Source organism: Streptomyces sp. NPDC054047 (genome assembly GCF_055585065.1).
In genome coordinates this window covers 330,647-347,618 of sequence record NZ_JBVJKV010000002.1, presented here as the reverse complement: position 1 = coordinate 347,618, position 16,972 = coordinate 330,647, and the positions used below count along the sequence as shown (strand labels likewise).

The following is a 16,972-nucleotide window of genomic DNA, read 5'->3' as shown; positions in this document are numbered from 1 at the left end:
TCAATGGCGTGCTCGGGGAGGGCAACGTGGCGCATACCGCCATGTCTGGTTCCGGAACGACTGCAGGGGACGATCCACTCCAGACCGCGGTATGGCGGCTGCGCTCGCGCGGCTGTTGGACCGACGCGGCCGCGCTGCTGGCCTCACGCGAGGGGCCCGCGGCAGCGCTCCAGAGAACCTCGCTCCTGGTCGAGCGCTGCCTGTTCACGGGCGAGGGCTGGGCGGAGGCGGAGGACGGCCTGCGCAGCGCCGAGGCGCAGGCCGTGGCGGACGACGACCGCGGGGCGGCGGCGTGCGAGCGCGGTCAGCTGGCGTACGCGTCCACGGTGCTGGCCGTGCGGGACCGGGCGGACGAGGCGCGTACGGCGCTGGGGCGGGCGGCGGCGCTGCTGGCCCCGAACGCCTCGGGGCGCCCTCTCCTCGACTTCCGCCGGGGCCTGATCGCCGAGCACATCGCGGATTCGCCCCAGGCGGCGCGGGCCGCCTACCGGCGGGCGCATGCGGGGGCGACGGCGCACGGCGATCCCCTGCTGCTGTCCTTCACCTGGCGCCACCTGGCCGGACTCGCCCTGCGGGAGGGGGAGTTGGCGGAGGCGCGGCACGGTTTCGCGGAGTCGCTGCGGATCCGGGAGGAGCTGGGGTACCTGATCGGCACGGCGCCCGCGCTCGCGGCTCTCGCCGACGCGGAGCCGGAGCCCGAGGCGGGGCGTCTGCGGGCCGAGGCGGCGCGGCTGTTCCGGTTGATGGGCGGGGTGCCGTCCTGGCTGGCCCAGCATCTGTCGCCGCCGGCACCGGCGGCCTGAGGCAGGGCCTTGCGTACCGTCAGCACCGGCTTCGCCGAGTTCGTCCTCAAACGCCGGACGGGCTGGACTTCCAGCCCGTCCGGCGTTTGAGGACATCTTGCACCGGGCCTGGGGCGGAGCCCCGCGGGACCGCCCGAACCTAGTCCCCCGCCCCCGCGAAGTGCTCCCGCACCAAGACCTGGACGACCCCGAAGTCCTGTGCCACCAGCGCCTCCAGCAGCGCCATGTGCTCCGCCGCGTCGGCGACGAGATCCGCGCGCCGTCCGGCGACGGGGCCGCTCACGAGGGGCCACTGCGACCGGCGGTGCAGGTCGTCCGCGACCTGCACCAGCTGCCGGTTGCCCGAGAGGCCGAGCACGGCCCCGTGAAAGGCCCGGTCCGCCTCCGCGTACCGGGCCAGGTCCCCGCCGGCCGCCGCCACCGCACTCGCCTCGGCCAGCGGCCGCAGCTCGCACCACCGCGCCGCGGGCACCGTACGGGCCAGCCGCAGCATCACCGGCACCTCGATCAGCGCCCGCACCTCCGCCAGCTCCCCCAGCTCGCTCGCGCTCCGCTCGGTGACGCGGAAGCCGCGGTTCGGTACGACCTCCACCGCTCCCTCGATCGCCAGCTGCTGCATGGCCTCGCGCACGGGAGTCGCCGAGACCCCGAAGCGCTCGCCGAGCACGGGCGCCGAGTACACCTCGCCCGGCGCGAGGTCGCCCCCGACGAGCGCGGCCCGCAGGGCGTCCAGGACCTGTCCGCGGACCGAGTTCCGCCGCACCGTCTTACGGGGCGCGGGCACCACCGGCACGGTCGGCACCACCGGCACGTCGGGCCCCGCCGCTTCCCCGTGCGTGTGCTCGCCCCGGGCCGACGAGGCCCGCACCTGCTCCGGCACACGGACGGCGAGGCGGTACGCGTCATGCGCTCCGGCCTGCTCCACGAGGTCCACCCCAAAGTCCGCTCGGTCCGAAAGGTACGAGAGGCACCATAGGCGGACAGCCCCGCAGTTGAAACCTCGATCATTCCGGGTAAGGTTAGGCTTACCTGCAATCGATCGCGATTCGGTGGTCCCCCCTATGTCCGTTCCCACCCTGGCCAAGCGCGCCCCGAGCGCCCTCGCGGACGCCTACGCACGCCTCAACGAGGTGTTCCCCGGACTGCGCGTGACCGAGCTCGGCGACGAGGAACAGGCCCCACAGGGCGGCGGCTGGGTCACCGCCTCCCGGCTCGCGGAGGGCGGGGCCGACCTCGACGCGTTTCTCGCGTGGGACGAGGCGCAGGTACTGAAGGACTACGGACAGGCGGGGCGTCCGGACGTCATCGCGAGCTTCGCGCTGCACCGCTACGCCTGGCCGGCCACCCTGCTGATCACCATGCCGTGGTTCCTGCACCGCCGCGTGCCCCGCTTCCCCGTACAGAACGTCGCCTTCCAGCGCACCCTGGGCCGCCTGGCCGTCCGCAGCACGGGCTTCGCCTGCCTGCCCGACGACCCGGCCGCCTCGCTGCCCGGCGCCCACGTCGTGCCGGACGAGGAGGCCCTGCGCACGGAGGTGCGGGCCGCCGTCGCCGAGCACCTGGGACCGCTCCTGGACGCCTTCGGGCCCCGGATGCGGCGCCGCTCGCGCGCCCTGTGGAGCGTCGCCACGGACGAGATCGTCGAGGGGCTCTGGTACATCGCCCATCTGCTCGGCGAGGAGCAGCGCGCCACGACCGAGCTGGAGCGGCTGCTTCCGGGCGCCACCAAGCCGTACGTGGGGACGGCGGGGTTCCGTGAGCTCAGGGGGCCGAACGGCGAGTCCCTGCCGACGCGGGACCGCGCGAGCTGCTGCATGTTCTACACGCTGCGCCCCGAGGACACCTGTGTGACCTGCCCGCGCACCTGCGACACGGAGCGTGTCGCACGCCTGAGCGCCGCCGCGGCGGCCTGACCGGAGCCCCGCTCCGAACCGAAATCGCAACCCCTCCCCCTTGAACCACCCTTTCGTGTTCGTTTAATCGAACTCAACTCCCCCGACCGGGCCCTGAGTTCGAGCAAAACGGCGCGCGCCGCACCCCTTTGCACCCCCCTAGGCGTTCTCTTGCCCGAAAACCCCTCTGGGGGCCATCGGGATTGGGTCACTATGGCGCCCGAACGCCCTACCGCGACGCAAGGGACCCCAGATGAGACTGACCGACATATCGCTGGACTGGCTGCTTCCGGGCGGCGTCCTGCTCCTGGGCATGCTGGTGGCGGTGGCGGTACTCGCACGCGGCAAGCGCGCCGGCCACAAGGCCGCCGCCGGCGCCTCCAACGACGACTCCTGGGAACGCAGCGAGGAGCGCCGCAGGCGCAAGGAAGCCGTCTACGGCACGGCCTCGTACGTTCTGCTGTTCTGCTGTGCGGCGGTCGCCGCCGCACTCTCCTTCCACGGCCTGGTCGGCTTCGGCCGGCAGAACCTCAACCTCACCGGCGGCTGGGAGTACCTGGTCCCGTTCGGGCTCGACGGCGCGGCGATGTTCTGCTCCGTACTCGCCGTGCGCGAGGCGAGCCACGGTGACGCGGCCCTGGGCTCGCGGCTCCTGGTGTGGACGTTCGCGGGCGCGGCCGCCTGGTTCAACTGGGTGCACGCGCCCAGGGGACTCGGCCACGCGGGCGCCCCGCAGTTCTTCGCCGGGATGTCGCTCTCGGCAGCGGTGCTCTTCGACCGCGCCCTGAAGCAGACCCGCCGTGCGGCACTGCGTGAACAGGGCCTGGTGCCACGGCCGTTGCCGCAGATCCGGATCGTGCGGTGGCTGCGCGCGCCCCGGGAGACCTTCGGCGCCTGGTCGCTGATGCTCCTCGAAGGCGTACGCACCCTGGACGAGGCGGTCGAGGAGGTCCGCGAGGACCGGCGCGAGAAGGAGCGCACCCGGATCACCAGGCGGGGCCGCGAGAAGCTGGAGCGCGCGCAGCTCAAGGCGATCAGCCGCGGCCATCGCAGCCTCCCCGGGCGCGGTGGCGGGCGCCAGGTCGACCTGCCGGCGGTCGCACCGGCCACCGGGTCCGCGCAGGTCGGCGCGGACCCTGTCATAGCGCAGCAGGAGCAGGATCAGTTGCCGCTGCGCTCCCGTCCCTCCCTCCAGGCCGTACAGAACGGCCCTGAACCCGTCACCGTCGACCTCACCGCCGAGGACGACACCCAGGCGCTGCCACGGCTCGACTCCCTGGAGCGCAAGCTCAAGGATCTGGAGCAGCAGTTCGGCTGATGTCAGCAGCGCGCGACGGGAATCGGGCGGCGGTCCGGATCATGCCGGGCCGCCGTCCAGTTCGAACCACACCACCTTCCCGACCCCGTGCGCCCGCACGCCCCACGCGTCGGCGAGGGACTGCACGAGCATGAGACCCCGGCCGTGCGTGCTGTCGTCGGCGTTCGGCACGCACAGCTTGGGGCGGCGCCCCACGAAGTCCCTGACCTCGACCCGCAGCCTGCCGGGCCGCAAGGTCGCCGTCAGGATGGCGTCACGGTCGGTGTGCACCAGTGCGTTGGTGACCAGTTCGCTGGTCAGCAGCTCGGCTATCTCGGATCGTCCGGGCCTCCCCCAGGACCGGAGCAGTTCGCGCAGCGCGCCCCTCACCTCGGGCACCGCCCGCAGGTCGGATCGCCCCAATCTGCGGCGGAGTTGAGCTCCGTGGAGCTCCACCGGCTTGTTGTCGGTCGGCTCGTCCCTTGCTTTCGGCGAGGAGGCCCCAAGATGAATGGGACCGCCCCCTCTTACCTGCCTTGTCATGATCCCCGCCCACAAACGAGTCAGTTCCTCCCCGCTCGAACACGCTCACGGAATGCATGCCCCACCCGGTTGGCGGCACTCATGTCCATTTATCAACCATTGGAGTGGGTGCACCCGAGCCCGGCGGGGAAGTGAAGCGGTGGACCGTTTCTGCTTGATCCCGACCGGGCCCGCACGCGCCACACCGGGCCCGCCCGAGCATTCCGAGGAGCCGCCGTGCACGACGACCGACTGCTGGTGGAGGGACGCCTGGAGCGCGCCCTGCGGCAGTTCATCCGCCCCGCCCAGTACGCGGACCGTGTGCCGCTCACCCTCTCCGTCTGGCACGCGCCGGGCGAACCGGTCCCCGTCGCCGAGGCCCTCGACGCCTCGTACGTGCCCTTCGAGACGGGGACCGCGTGGGGAAAACCCTGGTCAACCAGTTGGTTCCGGCTGCGCGGTCAGGTGCCCGACGCATGGCGCGGGCGCCACGTCGAGGTGGTGGTCGACCCCGGCTTCACCGGTGACGGTCCCGGCTTCCAGGCGGAGGGTCTGGTGTACGACGCGGCGGGCGTCCCCATCAAGGGGATTCACCCCCGCAACCGGCACATTCCCGTGGCAGCTGCCGCACAGGGCGGTGAGCCGGTGCACCTCCTCCTGGAGGCCGCGGCCAACCCGACCGTTCTGCATGACTTCGAACCGACACCCCTGGGCGACGTACTGACCGCGGGCGATGGCCCCATCTACCGATTCGCGTCTGCCGACCTTGCCGTACTGGACGAGGACGTTTGGCAGTTGACCCTGGACATCGAGGTCCTTTCCGAGCTGATGTACGAACTGGACGCCGCGCGTCCGCGGCGCCACGAGATTCTGCGCGCCCTGGAGAGGTCGCTCGACGCGCTGGATCTGCACGACGTGTCGGGCACGGCCGCGGCCGCCCGCGCCGAGCTGACGGAGGTCCTGGCGAGTCCCGCCCACGCCAGCGCACACCGGGTCTCGGCGACCGGGCACGCCCACATCGACTCCGCCTGGCTGTGGCCGCTGCGCGAGACGGTGCGCAAGGCGTCCCGCACCTTTGCCAATGTGACGGCTCTCGCGCAGGACTATCCCGAGCTGGTCTTCGCCTGTTCGCAGGCCCAGCAGTACGCCTGGGTCAAGGAGCACCAGCCGCACATCTGGGAGCGGATCAAGAAGGCCGTCGCGGACGGCAATTGGTCTCCGGTGGGCTCCATGTGGGTCGAGTCGGACGCCAACATGCCGGGCGGCGAGGCACTGGCCCGGCAGATCACGCACGGGATGCGGTTCTTCCGCGAGGAGCTGGGCGTGGAGACGGAGGAGATCTGGCTGCCGGACTCCTTCGGCTACACGGCGGCGTTCCCGCAGCTGGCCAAGCTCGCGGGCGTGCGCTGGTTCCTCACCCAGAAGCTGAGCTGGAACCAGTCCAACAAGATGCCGCACCACACCTTCTGGTGGGAGGGCATCGACGGCACCCGCGTCTTCACGCACTTCCCTCCGGTGGACACCTACAACTCCCAGATCCACGGCGCCGAACTCGCCCACGCGGAGAAGAACTTCACCGAGAAGGGCCGCGCCTCGCGCTCCCTGGTGCCGTTCGGCTGGGGCGACGGCGGTGGCGGGCCGACCCGCGAAATGCTGGAGAAGGCGCGGCGCACGCGCTCCCTGGAGGGATCGCCGCGCGTCGAGATCGAGAAGCCGTCGGCGTTCTTCGCCGCCGCCGAGGAGGAGTACGGGGCCAAGGCACCGGTCTGGTCCGGCGAGCTCTATCTGGAGCTGCACCGCGCGACGTACACGACGCAGGCGGCGACCAAGCGCGGCAATCGCCGCACCGAACATGCCTTGCGGGAGGCCGAGTTGTGGTGCACGGCCGCCGCGGTGCGCGACCCCGCGTACGTCTATCCCTACGCGACCCTCGACCGGCTCTGGAAGACGGTGCTCCTGCACCAGTTCCACGACATCCTGCCGGGGTCGTCGATCGCGTGGGTGCACCGCGAGGCCCGCGACACCTACGCGCGCGTGCTCGCCGAGCTGGACGAGCTCACCGCGTCGGCGGTCCGTTCCCTCGGCGCGGGAGGACCCGCCGCGCTCAACGCGTCGCCGTACCCGCGCAGTGAGGTCGTCACGGCCGACGACGGCACCCTGGTGCACGTCAACGTCCCGGCCCTGGGGAGCAAGAGCCTCGATGAGGCCGCCTCGTACACGCGGGAGACCGGCGCGACCGCTCTCCTCGCCGACGGCGAGATCCGGCTGCTGAACGAGCACCTCCACGTCGCGATCGACGCGGACGGCCTGCTGACCTCCGTGCACGACGTGGACGCGCACCGCGAGGTCCTCTCCCCCGGCGCGCGCGGCAACCTCCTCCAGCTGCACCCCGACCACCCCACGCACTACGACGCGTGGGACCTCGACAAGCACTACCGCAACACGCACACCGACCTCACGGACGCCGAGTCCGTGGAGCTGGTCGAGGACGGGCCGCTGCGGGTCGCCGTGCGCGTGGTGCGGGCCTTCGGGAAGTCACGGATCACCCAGGAGATCCGGCTCGCGGCGGGCAGCCGTCGCATCGACGTCGTCACGGAGGTCGACTGGCGGGAGTCGGAGAAGGTGCTCAAGGCCGCCTTCCCGCTGGACGTGCACGCCGAACGGTCCGCCGCCGAGATCCAGTTCGGGCACGTGCACCGCTCCACGCACGCCAACACCGGCTGGGACGCGGCCCGTTTCGAGATCTGCGCGCACCGGTGGCTGCGGGTCGCCGAGGAGGCGTACGGAGTGGCGGTGCTCAACGACTCGACGTACGGCCATGACGTGACGCGGACGCCGCACGGCGAGGGGCTCGGCACCACCGTGCGGCTCACGCTCCTTCGCGCCCCGCACAGCCCCGACCCGGAGACGGACCTGGGCGTGCACCGGTTCACGTACGCCCTGCTGCCCGGCGCGACGACGGGCGACGCGGTCGAGGAGGGGCTCGCCCTGAACCTGCCGCTGCGGGTCGCCGCGGCGCCCGTCCTGCCCTCCCTGGTGAGCGTCGACAATCCGGCGGTGACCGTGGAGTCGGTCAAGCTCGCGGACGACGGGAGCGGCGATGTCGTGGTGCGGCTCTACGAGTCGCGGGGCGGGCGCGCGGCGGCCACGCTCACCACGTCGTTCGCGGTGAGCGCGGCCGAGGTGACCGACCTCCTGGAGCGCCCGCTGGAGGCGGCCCACACCGACGACGCGGGGCTCGTGCTCGCCCTGCGCCCGTTCCAGATCGTGACGCTGCGGCTGCGGCCCGCCTGAGCCGCTCGCCGGAGCGTCAGGGACGCGGCACGTTGCGCAGGTTGGAGCGTGCCATCTGGACCATGCGGCCGACCCCGCCGTCCAGGACGATCTTGCTGGCGGAGAGCGCGAAGCCGGTCACCATCTCGGAGCTGATCTTGGGCGGGATGGAGAGGGCGTTCGGGTCCGTGACGATGTCGACGAGGGCGGGACCCTTGTGCGAGAAGGCGTCCTTCAGGGCGCCCGCGAGCTGCTTGGGCTTCTCCACCCGCACGCCGTAGGCACCTGCGGCGCGGGCCACGGCGGCGAAGTCGGGGTTGTGGTTGGCCGTGCCGAACGAAGGGAGCCCGGCCACCAGCATCTCCAGCTCGACCATGCCGAGCGAGGAGTTGTTGAAGAGCACGATCTTCACCGGCAGGTCGTACTGGACCAGGGTGAGGAAGTCGCCCATCAGCATGGAGAAGCCGCCGTCGCCCGACATGGAGATGACCTGGCGCCCGCGGTCGGTGAACTGGGCGCCGATCGCCTGCGGCAGCGCGTTGGCCATCGAGCCGTGGCTGAAGGAGCCGATGATGCGGCGCTTGCCGTTCGGGGAGAGATAGCGCGCGGCCCAGACGTTGCACATGCCCGTGTCGACGGTGAACACCGCGTCGTCGGCGGCGAGTTCGTCGACCACGGACGCGACGTACTCGGGGTGGATCGGGACGTGCTTCTCGACCTTGCGCGTGTAGGCCTTGATGACGCCTTCGAGCGCGTCCGCGTGCTTCTTCAGCATCTTGTCGAGGAACTTGCGGTTGGTCTTGGGCGTGACGCGCGGGGTGAGACAGCGCAGGGTCTCGCGTACGTCGCCCCAGACGGCGAGGTCCAACTTCGAGCGGCGGCCGAGGCGTTCGGGGCGCACGTCGACCTGGGCGATCTTGACGTCGTCGGGCAGGAAGGCGTTGTACGGGAAGTCCGTGCCGAGCAGGATGAGCAGGTCGCACTCGTGGGTGGCCTCGTAGGCGGCGCCGTAGCCGAGCAGCCCGCTCATGCCGACGTCGTACGGGTTGTCGTACTGGATCCACTCCTTGCCCCGCAGGGCGTGGCCCACCGGGGACTTGATCTTCTCGGCGAACGCCATGACCTCGGCGTGCGCGCCGGCCGTGCCGCTGCCGCAGAAGAGGGTGACCTTGTCGGCCTCGTCGATCATCGCGGCGAGCTTGTCGATCTCCGCGTCGCCGGGGCGTACGGAGGGGCGCGAGGTGACCAGGGCGCTCTCGGGGGACTTGTCCGGGGCCGCCTGGTCGGCGATGTCGCCGGGCAGGGTGACGACGCTGACGCCGGACTGCCCGATCGCGTGCTGGATGGCGGTCTGGAGCAGCCGCGGCATCTGCTTCGGGCTGGAGATCATCTCGCTGTAGTGACTGCACTCCTGGAAGAGCCGGTCGGGGTGCGTCTCCTGGAAGAAGCTGAGGCCGATCTCGCTCGACGGGATGTGCGACGCCAGGGCGAGGACGGGCGCCATGGAGCGGTGGGCGTCGAAGAGGCCGTTGATCAGGTGGAGGTTGCCGGGCCCGCAGGAACCGGCGCAGACGGCGAGGTTCCCGGTGATCTGGGCCTCGGCACCGGCCGCGAAGGCCGCGGTCTCCTCGTGCCTGACCTGCACCCAGTCGATGCCCTTGGTGCGCCTGATCGCGTCCACGACCGGGTTGAGGCTGTCGCCCACGACTCCGTACATGCGGCGCACGCCGGCGCTGACGAGGATGTCGACGAACTGTTCGGCGACGTTCTGCTTGGCCATGGCTTCACGAACCCTTCAGTCCCCTTGACTCTCTTGGGTCCATGAATTCACGGTTGGGGCGCTCACGCCTCCCAAACGGCGGCCGCCGTTCGGTCGTCCGCGTACCCCTTGACCCTGACCTGGACGTCCGCGAGGAAGGTCGCAAGACCCGGCGGACCGCTCTTGGCCCACCGCTGGGTGAGGTGCGCGGCGAGCTCGGGCTCGCCGCGCAGGGGCTCCGCGAGGCCGCCGCTGCAGAGCATCAGGGCGTCACCCGGGCGGGCTACGGAGGCGCGGAAGCGGAAGGGTTCGCGGGGCGGCGGCTCGGGGGCGGGCTCGTACGGACTCGGGGGCGTGATGATTCCCATGTCCATGGTGAGCCGATCGCCGTCCGGGGTCTCCGGAGGCACGGACCCGAAGCCGACGACAGGGGGCCCGGCGTCACTCGCGGACTCGCTGACCTGGGGCTCGATGTCCTGCCAGGCTCCGTCCCGCAGCCGGAAGAGTCCGCCGCCGCCGACGCCGAAGAAGACGCGGGTGCGGCACTCGGGGTCGGCGGGCAGCAGGAGGCAGCGCAGGGACGCCGCGTACTCCTCGGGCTCAATGCCGAGGTCGGCCGCGTGCGCGCGGAGCTTGCCGAGGCTGCGGTCCGTGAGGCGGTGCAGGCCGCTCTTGAGGTCCCCGCGCCGGGCGGCCCTGATGTCCTCGGAGAGCCGCTGGTGGCTGCGGCCCACTGCGCGCCCGATCCAGGCGCAGGCCTCGGCGGCGGCGCGGTGGGCGCCCGGCGTGGCCCGCGCGCCGGTGGCCATGGCCACCAGGACCAGGGCGCTCTCCCCGGTGCCGAACCGCGCGGTGAGCAGTGAGTCGCGCCGCGGCTCGCCCCGGTAGCGCGCGGAGTCGCCGCGCACGGAGACGGCGCGCAGCGTGGAGTTTCCGTAGCGGGCGCCGTCGAGCACGGTGTCGGCGACCAGATCGCCGAGGTCGTCCGGGTCGGCGACGGGCAGGACCGTGGGCTCGGCGTCGTAGGTGGGCGGTCCGTCCCCCACGTACGCGACGGCGTCCACGGCGGGCGCCGACACGGCGGCGGCCTCCCGGGCAGGCCCGCTGGGCGCGACCGCGGACACGTCGGGCGGGCGGGGCGCGGGGACGGCGGTGGTGCGGCTGGGCGTTGCTTCCGGCTCGGGGTTCGGCGGCCTGGGCCCCGGCGGGAAGGTCACCGGTCCAGTGGGTGCGGCGGGCGGCTCCCAGGGGGCGGCGCCGGGGGTGCGGGCCGGGGGCGGGGGCGGGGCGGAGGGTGGAGCGGGGGGCTCGCGCGGGGGCGCGGGCTCCGGGGACCGCGGAAGTGTTCCTTCGCCGCTGCGGGCTCCGGGCGGCACCGCGTCCGCCACCGCGTCGCCGCTCGCGCCCCCGCCCTCGTCCTCGCCGGCGGACGCGCTGACCGCCGAGGCGAACCTGTCGTCGAGGGTGTCGGCCGCCTCGGCCGGACCCGTGTCATGAGCGGAGTCGTCGTACAGCTGACCCCACCAGTCGTCCTCCTGGCCGGAGGCCCCGGAGTGCCTCTCCCCCTGCTGGCTCATGCCCCTATTGTCCACCGCGAAGGCCGCACGAAAACGGTTCATCCGGAAATTCCGGCCACCGGAAGAGTGATGGGGGCCGCCGGGCGGGCCCACCCCCCACGGGAGGACCGCCCGGCGGTGTCTGTGTGTTTAGCGCACGTCGTAGGCGCGGGCCACCGTCTGAGTGACGGAACTTCCGTTCGCATCCGTCAGTTCGGCCCTGAGCCAGACCTGCTTGCCCGAGGCGCCCGCGTGGTCCACGGTCGCGGTCCACTTCCCACCGGACGCGGACGTCGTTGCCTCGGTCCAGGTCTCGCCCTCGTCGTACGAGTAGGACAGGGCCGCCGACTTGATCGGCCCCGGCTTGTAGCCCGAGTGCCCTGTCGCCGTGATCCCAATCCTCTGGCCGTCCTTCGCCGCCAGCGTCTTCATACCGTCCTCCGGCAGCCGGTAGCGCGGGAACAGCATCGGGATGCCCTGGGAGTGGACCTCCTCGTCGAGGTGCGAGCGGAACGCCCAGGTGGTCCGCGTGCCCGTGGACCGCTTCCAGACCTTCGAGCCGATCTTCTGGGTGTGGAGCGTGAGTTCGTACGCGGAGTCCTCCGCCGGAACCGTGAACACCCCGAACGGCCAGCCCGATTCGCCCACGATCTCGCCGTCCCGCTTCAGCTGCACACCGCCGATGTCGCCGAACCCGCCCTGGATTCCCATGTGCTCACCGTCGCCCCAGAATCCGGGCGCGACACCGATCAGGTTGCCCTGCCGCTCTCCCGCGAGGCCGAGCCCGCCGTCGGCGTCCCGCGGCGCGACGGGCGTGAGGACTCCCTCGTACCACTTCTCGCTGCGCCGCTCCCCCTTCTCGTACGTCCGCACCGGGTCGATCATGAACTCGCCGAACGGGAAGCTGCTGGACACCTGGTGGCCCCAGCCGGTCGTGCCCGCCGAGTAGTACTCGGTGCGCTTGCCTGGGGCCGGGACCGACTCGATGTCGGCGAAGTAGACCTCGAGGCCCGAGGGGCGGACGGCGGACGGCAGGTCCACGTAGTCCGTGGCGGTGCCCATCGCGCGGTACGTCGCCTCGTTCGCGGCGAGGTCCTTGTCGCGCACCCGGTAGGTGCGGTCGTCGCGGATCTGGCCGGTCTCGGGGAAGGCGAGGTTGTAGACGTAGGGGCTCTTCGCCGTTCCCTTCCATTTCAACTCGACGGGCCCGTCGGAGAGTTGGTCGAGCAGCGCTGTCGCGTCGCCGGTCTGGATGCCGAGGACCGGCAGCGGGGAGCCGCCGAGGCCGACCGAGGGGTACCAGCGACCCGGGGCCGTGCGGTGGGCGATGACGGCGAGCGCTCCGGCCGCCTTCGCGTTCGTCGCGGCGGCGTTCGCGCTGCCGCCGTCCGGGACCTTGACGAGGGCGATCCTGCCCTTGACCCCGGCGGCCTCGAGCTCCGCCGGCGTACCGGACCCGGCGTCCACGAGCGCCGCCCTGCCCGTGCCGTCGAGGTTGGCCGAGCCGGTGGACGCGGTCACGGCGTGCAGCGACCTGCCGCCCACCACGGCGAGTTCGGAGAGCAGGGGCGCCGCGGCGCGCCAGTAGCTGCCGGACTCGAAGGTGCCGTCGGTCGCCTTGCCCTCGACGGACTGGTAGAAGCCGCGGATGGAGCGCGGCCCCGAAGCGGTGCCCGCGTGCAGCCAGTTGTCGGTGCCCCAGGTGCGGGCGAACCCGAGGGTCGCGCCGCGCACCTCGGACTCCTTGTCCGTCCTGACGGTGAGGCGGTGCGCCTTGCGGGCGTCGAGCGTGACGGTCATGTCCTTCTTCACCTCGACCTGGGGCCGGGCGATGTGCGTGAGCGAGTCGGTGAGCGTGCCGCCGTCCGCGTCCGGGGTCGCGATGAAGCCGGTCAGGAAGTAGGAGCCGGGGCGGACTTGGTACGTCTGGTCGTTCGCGCCCTCGTTGAAGCGGCGCTCGCCGGTGGCGTCGTCGGTGCCGATGAGGTCGACGGACGAGGGCCCGTCGGCGGGCTTTCCGTCGCGGCCGACGAGCTTCACGCGGAGGCTGACGGTCTGGGGCTGCACGTAGAGGGAGAAGGGCGTGGAGACCGCGACGCCCCCGTCGGCCTTCGCCAGGACGCGGCCGGTGACGTCGCCGTACTGGGCGTTCTTGAGGTCCGCGTCGGGGTCCAGTTTCAGCGGGACCTCGACCGTGGCCCCGGCGGGAACCTTCACGGAGCGCTCGCCGAGCCTGGCGATGTCCGAGCGCACGGCGGAGCCGTCGTTGCCGGTGACGCCCCGCACGAACAGCTTCAACTGCACCGCCTTGTCCGTGGTGTTGGTGTACGGGACGTCGACCGCGGTGCGGTCCGAGGCGTCCTGCGGCCAGCCGAAGCTGCCGCCCTGCACCGCGGGTGAGCCGAGCACCTTCTGGTCGACGGCCGCCTTCACGTCCAGGCGCCCACCGCCCGTCTCGGTCACGTCTCCGGGGATGGCGCTGTCCGCCGACGACACGAGGGCCGACTTGATCTGCCGCGCGCTCCAGTCCGGATGGCGCTGCTTGACCAGGGCGGCCGCGCCCGCGACGTGCGGGGTCGCCATCGACGTACCGCTCATGGACCGGTACGCGTAGACGCCCCTGCCGCCCGCGGCGGCGGCGGAGATGTCGACGCCGGGCGCGGCGATCTCCGGCTTGAGGGTGTGCGAGCCGTACGCGGGTCCCCGGCTGGAGAAGGAGGCCGTCGAGTCGTCGCGGTCGACGGCGCCGACGGTCAGGACGCTCGGCGCGCACCCGGGCGAGGAAACGGAGTTGAAGCCCGGTCCTGTGTTGCCCGCGGCGAGGACGAAGAGTGTGTCCTTGCTCGCCCGCGCGAGCTCCTCGGCGGCCGTGCTCATCGGGTCCGCGCAGTCGGTCCGCGCCGGGTTGCCCAGGCTCATGGAGACGACGTCGGCCTTCTCGTCGACGGCCCACTGCATGCCCGCGATGATCCACGAAGTGGCGCCGGAGCCACTGTCGTTGAGGACCTTGCCGTGCAGCAGCTCGGTGCCGGGCGCGACGCCCTTCTTCTTGCCGTCGCTCGCCGCGCCGGTGCCGCCGACGGTGGAGGTGGTGTGGGTGCCGTGGCCCTGGCGGTCCTCGCCGTCCGGGGAGTCGGTGAAGTTCTTGGTGGCGCCGATACGGCCCTTGAGATCGGGATGCCCGGCGTCGGCGCCGGTGTCCAGGACGGCGACCTTGGTGCCCTTGCCGTCGTAGCCCGCGGCCCAGGCCTCGGGGGCGTGCACCTGCCGTGTCGACCGGTCGAGGGTGGCCTCGACCTTGGCGTCGAGCCAGAGCTTCTTCAGGTCGGACGCGGACCGGGACGTGGGTGACGTGATGTCCGCCCAGAAGTCCGCGGCCTTCTTCTTGTCGGCCTTCAGCGCGACGCCGTCGACCGGTTCGAGGACGGTCCCGCGCTCGGCGCCGCGCGGCGTCGCGGGCACCGAGCGCGTGACGTCGACGGACGTGTCGTACACGGCGATCAGCGGCAGCTTCTTGGCGTGCGCGTCGTCGTAGCCCTGGCGGACCAGCCCGGTGACGTTGAAGAGCTCCTCGTCGACCTTGCCCTCGGCGATCGCGTGGACGGCGCCCTCGGGGTAGACGTACAGGTCCTTGCCGGACTGCCTGGTCTGGACCAGGGGCGCCGTGCCGTCGGCGCCGGGCAGCGCGCTCGCGCCCGCGCGGTCCTTGCCGTCCGACGTGACCAGGATGCGGTCGCCGGTGACGAGGGTGACGACGGAGCTTCCCTCGCCGCGCGAGGCACCCCCCGCGCCGCCCGCGCTTCCCACCGGCGCACTCGTGTCCGCCGTGGCCGCGCGCGGCTCGGCCGCGGACGGGACGGCCGCGGTGACGGCGAGGACGGCGGCGGTCGCCGCCCCCAAGGCCGTACGCGATATCGGGCGCATCGCTCTCCCCAGGGTTGTCGGGCATGCGGGTTGTCGGGCATGAAGGCTGTCGGGCATGCGGAACCACAGCCGAAATCGGGACCAATGGCCGTATTCGCGGCTGCCGTTGGTGCTGCGGTGGCGTCACCTTGGCAGAGAGGCGGGGGGTGCGGGGATGATGTCCCGGGGCGGGTTTACGCCGTGGCTGTTTTCCGCCAGGGCGCCGTCGGAACGCATCCTTGGGGAGGGACGTCGCCGCATGCTGGCTGCGATAGGTCTGGACGAGACGCACGAGACGGCGTACCGCGCCCTGGTGGCGGTGGGCGCCGCCGACGTGCCCGATCTCGCGCGGCGGCTCTCGCTGGGCGAGCCGGAGACGGTGCGCGCGCTGCGCCACCTGGAGCTGCACGGCCTCGCGGCCCAGGCGTCCGGCAAGGCGGGCCGGTGGGTGGCGGCCCCGCCGGGTGTCGCTCTCGGCGCGCTCCTGACCCAGCAGCGGCACGAACTGGAGAAGGCCGAGCTTGCGGCGAAACTGCTCGCCGAGGAGTACCGCGCCCAGGCCGCCGAGCCCGCGGTGCACGACCTGGTCGAGGTGGTCACCGGCGCCGGCGCGGTCGCACAGCGCTTCCTCCAGCTCCAGCTGGGCGCGAGCGACGAGGTGTGCGCCCTGGTCACCGGCAACCCCGTGGCGATCACCGGCATGGAGAACGACGCGGAGGAGCAGGCCGCGGGCCGCGGCGTCACCTACCGCGTGGTGGTCGAACGCTCCGTCCTCGCGCTCCCCACCGGCCTCGTCGAACTGTCGACGGCGATCGGCCGCGACGAACAGGTGCGCGTCGTGGACCGCGTCCCGACGAAGCTGGTGATCGCCGACGGCTCGCTCGCGATGGTGCCGCTGACCTCGCGCAGGGCGGAGCCCGCCGCGCTCGTGGTGCACGCGAGCGGCCTGCTCGAATCCCTGACGGGCCTCTTCGAGGCGGTGTGGCGGGACGCGCTGCCGCTGCGGCTCGGCGAGGGCGGCCACGCGGTCACCGAGGACGCCCCCGAGGGGCCGGACGGCGCGGACCTGGAGATCCTGTCGCTGCTGCTCGCGGGCCTGACGGACGCGAGCGTCGCCAAACAGCTCGACCTGGGCCTTCGGACGGTGCAGCGCCGGGTCAAGCGCCTGATGGAGCTGACGGGCGTGACGACACGGCTCCAGCTGGGCTGGCACGCGTACGAGCGGGGCTGGGTGGCCCGGTAGTCGGCCGGAACGGGGCCGACGGGGCTCGCGCGACCTGCGGTTTTCTCCCGTTTCCTGCACGCTTGGCAGATGGGAGCGTGGGAACTCCTGCTGGTCTCAGTGGTGCTGCTGCTGGGAATCGGCGGAGTGCTTGTGCCCGGGGTGCCGGGACCGTGGCTGGTGTGGGCCGCCATTCTGTGGTGGGCGCTGCAGGACCCGGAGCCGGTCGCCTGGGGAGTCCTGGTCGGCGCGTCCGTCGTACTCCTCGTGGCACAGGGCATCCGATGGCTGCTGCCGCCCCGGCGCTTCCGGCAGAGCGGCGCCACGCGCCGGACGGCCGTGTACGCGGGTGCCGGGGCCCTGGTCGGGTTCTGCGTGGTGCCGGTGATCGGATCACTCCCGGGGTTCGTCGGAGGGATCTACCTGGCGGAGCGGCTGCGGCTCGGCAGGCACGGGGAGGCGGTGGCGGCGACGCGGACGGCCATGCGGGCGGGCGGCTGGAGCGTGCTGACCGAGCTGTTCGCGTGCCTGCTGATCGCGGGGGCGTGGCTGGGGGCCGTGATCTGGGGCTGAGCAGCCCCGCCGGCCACCCACTCGCCACGCGCGCACATGCCCACTTGCCCACACCCCCCACGCACGTTCATGTTCACGTACATGTCTTCCCATCGGATCTATCCCGACTCATTGACTGGATGCCGCACCCTCTCTAGCTTTCAGCGAGGTAAAGCTCCGATGACTCAGCCGA

At 72.3% G+C, this 16,972-nt stretch carries 11 protein-coding genes; 6 read left to right on the top strand and 5 right to left on the bottom strand.

Annotated features, from left to right (window positions below; genetic code table 11):
• Positions 1-41 precede the first annotated feature (41 nt).
• Complete coding sequence (locus tag ACZ6ZP_RS08190; protein ID WP_351158671.1) at positions 42-803, top strand: hypothetical protein; 762 nt, start codon at positions 42-44, stop codon at positions 801-803.
• Between the two features lie 139 nt (positions 804-942).
• On the opposite strand, the gene ACZ6ZP_RS08185 is transcribed toward ACZ6ZP_RS08190, so the two are convergent.
• Positions 943-1,728 (bottom strand): GntR family transcriptional regulator, encoded by a 786-nt coding sequence (locus ACZ6ZP_RS08185; RefSeq protein WP_351158668.1) that lies wholly within the window; start codon positions 1,726-1,728, stop codon positions 943-945.
• Positions 1,729-1,864: 136 nt separating this feature from the next.
• On the opposite strand from ACZ6ZP_RS08185, the gene ACZ6ZP_RS08180 reads away from it, so the two are divergent.
• Positions 1,865-2,716: a (2Fe-2S)-binding protein gene (locus ACZ6ZP_RS08180; protein WP_351158665.1), complete on the top strand. Its 852-nt coding sequence runs from the start codon at positions 1,865-1,867 to the stop codon at positions 2,714-2,716.
• A 232-nt stretch (positions 2,717-2,948) separates the two neighbouring features.
• The gene (locus tag ACZ6ZP_RS08175; RefSeq protein WP_351158662.1) at positions 2,949-4,013 is read left to right on the top strand and encodes a DUF2637 domain-containing protein; all 1,065 of its coding nucleotides are present in this window, start codon (positions 2,949-2,951) and stop codon (positions 4,011-4,013) included.
• A 39-nt stretch (positions 4,014-4,052) separates the two neighbouring features.
• On the opposite strand, the gene ACZ6ZP_RS08170 is transcribed toward ACZ6ZP_RS08175, so the two are convergent.
• Positions 4,053-4,535, bottom strand: a complete 483-nt coding sequence (locus tag ACZ6ZP_RS08170; RefSeq protein WP_469406038.1) for an ATP-binding protein — start codon at positions 4,533-4,535, stop codon at positions 4,053-4,055.
• A gap of 216 nt (positions 4,536-4,751) precedes the next feature.
• Here ACZ6ZP_RS08170 and ACZ6ZP_RS08165 point away from each other — a divergent pair, with 216 nt between their 5' ends.
• Complete coding sequence (locus ACZ6ZP_RS08165) at positions 4,752-7,808, top strand: alpha-mannosidase (RefSeq protein ID WP_383817348.1); 3,057 nt, start codon at positions 4,752-4,754, stop codon at positions 7,806-7,808.
• Between the two features lie 16 nt (positions 7,809-7,824).
• On the opposite strand, the gene ACZ6ZP_RS08160 is transcribed toward ACZ6ZP_RS08165, so the two are convergent.
• The 3 genes from ACZ6ZP_RS08160 to ACZ6ZP_RS08150 form a co-directional block, all read right to left on the bottom strand.
• The gene (locus ACZ6ZP_RS08160) at positions 7,825-9,567 is read right to left on the bottom strand and encodes a pyruvate dehydrogenase (RefSeq protein WP_351158655.1); all 1,743 of its coding nucleotides are present in this window, start codon (positions 9,565-9,567) and stop codon (positions 7,825-7,827) included.
• A gap of 62 nt (positions 9,568-9,629) precedes the next feature.
• Positions 9,630-11,123: a protein phosphatase 2C domain-containing protein gene (locus tag ACZ6ZP_RS08155; RefSeq protein ID WP_469406034.1), complete on the bottom strand. Its 1,494-nt coding sequence runs from the start codon at positions 11,121-11,123 to the stop codon at positions 9,630-9,632.
• A gap of 129 nt (positions 11,124-11,252) precedes the next feature.
• Positions 11,253-15,026, bottom strand: a complete 3,774-nt coding sequence (locus ACZ6ZP_RS08150) for a S8 family serine peptidase (protein WP_469406033.1) — start codon at positions 15,024-15,026, stop codon at positions 11,253-11,255.
• Positions 15,027-15,264: 238 nt separating this feature from the next.
• Here ACZ6ZP_RS08150 and ACZ6ZP_RS08145 point away from each other — a divergent pair, with 238 nt between their 5' ends.
• Both ACZ6ZP_RS08145 and ACZ6ZP_RS08140 read left to right on the top strand, forming a co-directional pair.
• Positions 15,265-16,248 carry a helix-turn-helix transcriptional regulator gene (locus tag ACZ6ZP_RS08145; protein ID WP_351158649.1) on the top strand — a complete coding sequence of 328 codons (984 nt, stop codon included), beginning with the start codon at positions 15,265-15,267 and terminating at the stop codon, positions 16,246-16,248.
• 69 nt (positions 16,249-16,317) lie between these two features.
• Entirely contained in the window at positions 16,318-16,800 is a 483-nt protein-coding gene (locus ACZ6ZP_RS08140) for a DUF456 domain-containing protein (protein ID WP_351158646.1), read from the top strand.
• Positions 16,801-16,972 lie beyond the last annotated feature (172 nt).

What these genes read in the sequence shown, in the direction of transcription:
- ACZ6ZP_RS08145 (WP_351158649.1), top strand. Translation starts at nt 15,265, where the DNA reads ATGCTGGCTGCGATAGGTCTGGACGAGACGCACGAGACGGCGTACCGC.
- ACZ6ZP_RS08160 (WP_351158655.1), bottom strand. Translation starts at nt 9,567, where the DNA reads ATGGCCAAGCAGAACGTCGCCGAACAGTTCGTCGACATCCTCGTCAGC.
- ACZ6ZP_RS08155 (WP_469406034.1), bottom strand. Translation starts at nt 11,123, where the DNA reads ATGAGCCAGCAGGGGGAGAGGCACTCCGGGGCCTCCGGCCAGGAGGAC.
- ACZ6ZP_RS08150 (WP_469406033.1), bottom strand. Translation starts at nt 15,026, where the DNA reads ATGCGCCCGATATCGCGTACGGCCTTGGGGGCGGCGACCGCCGCCGTC.
- ACZ6ZP_RS08175 (WP_351158662.1), top strand. Translation starts at nt 2,949, where the DNA reads ATGAGACTGACCGACATATCGCTGGACTGGCTGCTTCCGGGCGGCGTC.
- ACZ6ZP_RS08140 (WP_351158646.1), top strand. Translation starts at nt 16,318, where the DNA reads ATGGGAGCGTGGGAACTCCTGCTGGTCTCAGTGGTGCTGCTGCTGGGA.
- ACZ6ZP_RS08180 (WP_351158665.1), top strand. Translation starts at nt 1,865, where the DNA reads ATGTCCGTTCCCACCCTGGCCAAGCGCGCCCCGAGCGCCCTCGCGGAC.
- ACZ6ZP_RS08190 (WP_351158671.1), top strand. Translation starts at nt 42, where the DNA reads ATGTCTGGTTCCGGAACGACTGCAGGGGACGATCCACTCCAGACCGCG.
- ACZ6ZP_RS08170 (WP_469406038.1), bottom strand. Translation starts at nt 4,535, where the DNA reads ATGACAAGGCAGGTAAGAGGGGGCGGTCCCATTCATCTTGGGGCCTCC.